This window comes from Candidatus Hydrogenedentota bacterium (assembly GCA_019695095.1).
Taxonomy (GTDB): Bacteria; Hydrogenedentota; Hydrogenedentia; order Hydrogenedentales; family SLHB01; genus JAIBAQ01.
In genome coordinates, this window is record JAIBAQ010000357.1 from 1 (window position 1) to 3,308 (window position 3,308).

Sequence of the window (3,308 nt, forward strand, 5' to 3'; positions counted from 1 at the left end):
CGCGCGCGCTGACGGTAGAATGCGCGGTCCCGGAGACGTGGCCGAGTGGTCGAAGGCACTCCCCTGCTAAGGGAGCATGCGGGCTAAAACCTGCATCGAGGGTTCGAATCCCTCCGTCTCCGCCAGATACAGTATGTTCAAAGCCGTTCGCTGGAGTTTGCAGCGGTTCGGCTAGAGTAGCAAATCCCAATCAGTTCATTGCGTTAGGATCGATTCGTCGGCCCTTGACGCACTACCGTTCGTCCGTTCGGATTCGGATTCGCTTGACGCGATCCGGACCCTAAGCAGTATGCTAGGCGGTATGTTATGGCCCACTGGTGCGCGGGCCATACTGACCCCGACAACAAAACATACTGCCTAGGAGTCGCATGAAACTGACCGACGCGGCGATTCGCGCCGCCGTGCCCACGGACAAGACAACCCGCATGATCGACGGCGACGGTTTGTACCTCGTCGTGTACTCATCCGGGCGCAAGTCCTTCGAGTACCGCTACGTCACCAACGGCAAGCTCAAGCCGCTGATCCTCGGTACCTACGGAACGCGAGACGGCGAACTGACCCTTAAGGAGGCGCGGTTGGAGCGTGACAGGCTCAAGGCGCTCCGTAACAAAGGTGGGGACCCGGCGCTCGCGGCCAAGCTCGAAAGCGAGCAACAACGGCTCAACTACCTTGAAGCCAAGGCGGCGGTCGCGGCGGCACGCCGGGAACAGGCGGCCGAACGCGAGCTCGCAGTCCGGCAAGCTCTCACGTTCCAAATCGTCGCGGACGAATGGATCGAGCATAAGCGCCCGACCTGGACGGAGGCGCACGCACATCAGGTCGAGCAATCGTTCCGCGATCACGTCTACGCATTGATCGGATCGCGGCCGGTGGACAGCATCCAGCCGGCCGACGTGATCCGAGTGGTCGAGGACATGCTGGCGAAGGGCAAGATCGAAACCGCCCGCCGAGTGCACCAACGACTTGGCGAGGTATTCGAGTACGCCGCCGTGCTACACAAGACTTCCGGCAATCCGGTCGCGGCGGCAAAGCGTCTGACGTTTGCGCGCATCAAGGCCGCTACCGCGGCGAACCCGGAGGAAAGCCATCCATGCGTGCCGCCGGCCGAAGTGCCGCAACTCCTTCGGGCAATGCACTCCTACGTCGGCACGCCTGTTACGCGGACCTTGTTGTGGTTCGTCGCGATGACTGCGTGCCGTACTGGGGAGGCACGATTCGCAACGTGGGATGAATTCGACCTCAACGAAGCGTTGTGGACTGTACCGGCCAGCCGAATGAAGGCAGGGCGCGAGCACGTTGTACCGCTTGCGCCGGCCGTCCTGACCTTGTTGAAGTCGCTCAAGCTGCAAACCGGCGGGAAGCCGTTCGTATTCGCGCACCCGCGTCGCGACGACCGCCCCGCGTCGGAAAACGCGATCCTCTATGCGCTCGCCGCCATCGGTTACGAGAGCCGCATGACGGGGCACGGCTTCCGCCAACTGTTTAGCACGCTGGCGAACGAGTCGGGCCTGTGGCGCTCGGACGTGATTGAGCTGGCCCTTGCTCATCGCGAATCGGACGCGGTGCGCGCCGCGTACAACAAGGCGCAATACAACGCGGAACGACGGAAACTCATGGAGTGGTACGCCGACGAGCTGGCGGGGCTCCGCGCCTCCGACGAGCGGGTGGCGGCATGACCGCCGGAGAGGGCCGAAAAGGGCACGAAACGGCCGCGAGCGTTGATCGTTGGTTGCGGACGGCCTTGGATACCGGCGTGTCGTGCGTGGGGCACCAGTGGCCCGCGAACGCGGCGAGCTGCTGGCTTTCCGCGGCAACGATTGGGCGCCGTAACGAACCCCGAAGCGGTCCCTACATTCGGCGCACCGTCGACCGTACGCAAGTAACGCTGCCCGAAAATGAGGCACTTCTGCTCGCGGCCGTCGTGCTGAACTACGCGTTCCGTTGCCGTGTGCGGGCGTGGCAGCTCAAGGCGCGAATGGCGCTTGGCGAGTCAGTGAGCGAAGGTGACCTCTGTGTCTAAGAATTGGCCGGTGTATCGAGCGCCAATCGGTGAGTGGGTTGCGGAACGCACGTTCACGAACCAAGAAAGCCACACAATCCAAGGCGTCTGCGTCGACCCTGCGTTTGCGGCCGCCATAGCGCACATTGCCGTCCTCTATCGCGATCTTGAGTCCTACGAATCAGATCGTTTGCCAACGGGACATGTACGCGCAACGCTTAAAGACTTGCAGGCCAAAGCTCGCGCACTTGTCGACACAATGGCGCCGCTGATGGAGTCGTTAGAAGGGCCGGCGACTCCATATTGCGAAGAGTTCGAGCGGGCAATGGTTCGCGGACCACTTGTCGACTGCCTTAAGCGGGTGAATCGCGCTGCTATCGTCGCTTCCAAGTCGTCGCCATCGCCCGCGTGGCGCGAGCTGCGCGACCGCACCGAAGCCTTGGCGGAAAAACTCGAACGACTACCCGCCGAGTTGGAGTCGTTGACTGCGGACGCGGCACACGGGAACGTTCACGAAGGACTCCGCGCACTTGAGCGCGCAACAACCCGGGAGATTGAGAATCCCTATAGGAGGCCCGGGCGAAATGAATCCATTGCCGGCCCTTGGGCTGCGCAGCAGCTTCGCGATGTCTTTCGTCAGCATGGCATTGAGTTCGTGTCGTGCCATCGAGATGAAGCCGCGGGTCTGACGATGGCGCAATCGGTGCTGCAGATCATTACCGGCGATGCGTCGAAGGTGCGGCTTCGCAATCTGATACGTGGCGCACAGTAGCCGAGCAATGTTCCGCTTTACCCCCCAATTTTTGTACTGACGAAAGGCCGAACGGCTCACTACTCTTTGTTCCCAGATTGCGGCGGATTCTGACGGCGCTACTCGGCGCCATCCGACGCGACACGAATGGGAGCAGACCTTGGGTACTAAGCAGCCGCGCACGCCTCTTCACACGATCCTGCGCCTCCCCGCGGTGATGGACCGCACCGGCCTGCGGCGGTCGTCCATCCTTGACGGCGTCGTCCGCGGCAACTTCCCGTCCCCGATCAAGCTGTCGTCCCGCGCCGTCGGCTGGCTCGAGTCCGACGTCAACGGGTGGATCGAGAGCCGCATCGCGGCCAGCCGGAACGTCGACGGCATCGGCCAGTAATGGTCGACAAGCTCTTGTCGCGCTTGGACGGCGTCCGGGCGACCGGCCGGTGGCGGTGGATCGCCCGGTGTCCGGCGCACGCGGATCGCCGGCCGTCTCTTGCGGTGCGAGTCACGGATGACGGGCGCATCTTGTTGCATCGCTGCTCCGGCTGCGCGGTTGAGGAC

The 3,308-nt window shown here is 63.0% G+C and carries 4 protein-coding genes and 1 tRNA gene; all 5 read left to right on the forward strand.

Annotated features, from left to right (window positions below):
* The first annotated feature begins 31 nt into the window (after positions 1 to 31).
* Positions 32 to 125: transfer RNA gene (locus K1Y02_26280), tRNA-Ser, on the forward strand.
* Positions 126 to 368: 243 nt separating this feature from the next.
* The gene (locus tag K1Y02_26285) at positions 369 to 1,676 is read left to right on the forward strand and encodes an integrase arm-type DNA-binding domain-containing protein (protein MBX7259890.1); all 1,308 of its coding nucleotides are present in this window, start codon (positions 369 to 371) and stop codon (positions 1,674 to 1,676) included.
* On the forward strand, positions 1,673 to 2,020 hold the full coding sequence (locus tag K1Y02_26290; GenBank protein MBX7259891.1) for a hypothetical protein: 348 nt from the start codon (positions 1,673 to 1,675) through the stop codon (positions 2,018 to 2,020). Before K1Y02_26285 ends, K1Y02_26290 begins: the two co-directional genes overlap by 4 nt.
* Positions 2,013 to 2,771, forward strand: a complete 759-nt coding sequence (locus K1Y02_26295; GenBank protein MBX7259892.1) for a hypothetical protein — start codon at positions 2,013 to 2,015, stop codon at positions 2,769 to 2,771. Before K1Y02_26290 ends, K1Y02_26295 begins: the two co-directional genes overlap by 8 nt.
* A 196-nt stretch (positions 2,772 to 2,967) precedes the next feature.
* Positions 2,968 to 3,141: an AlpA family phage regulatory protein gene (locus K1Y02_26300; GenBank protein MBX7259893.1), complete on the forward strand. Its 174-nt coding sequence runs from the start codon at positions 2,968 to 2,970 to the stop codon at positions 3,139 to 3,141.
* Positions 3,142 to 3,308: the final 167 nt, after the last annotated feature.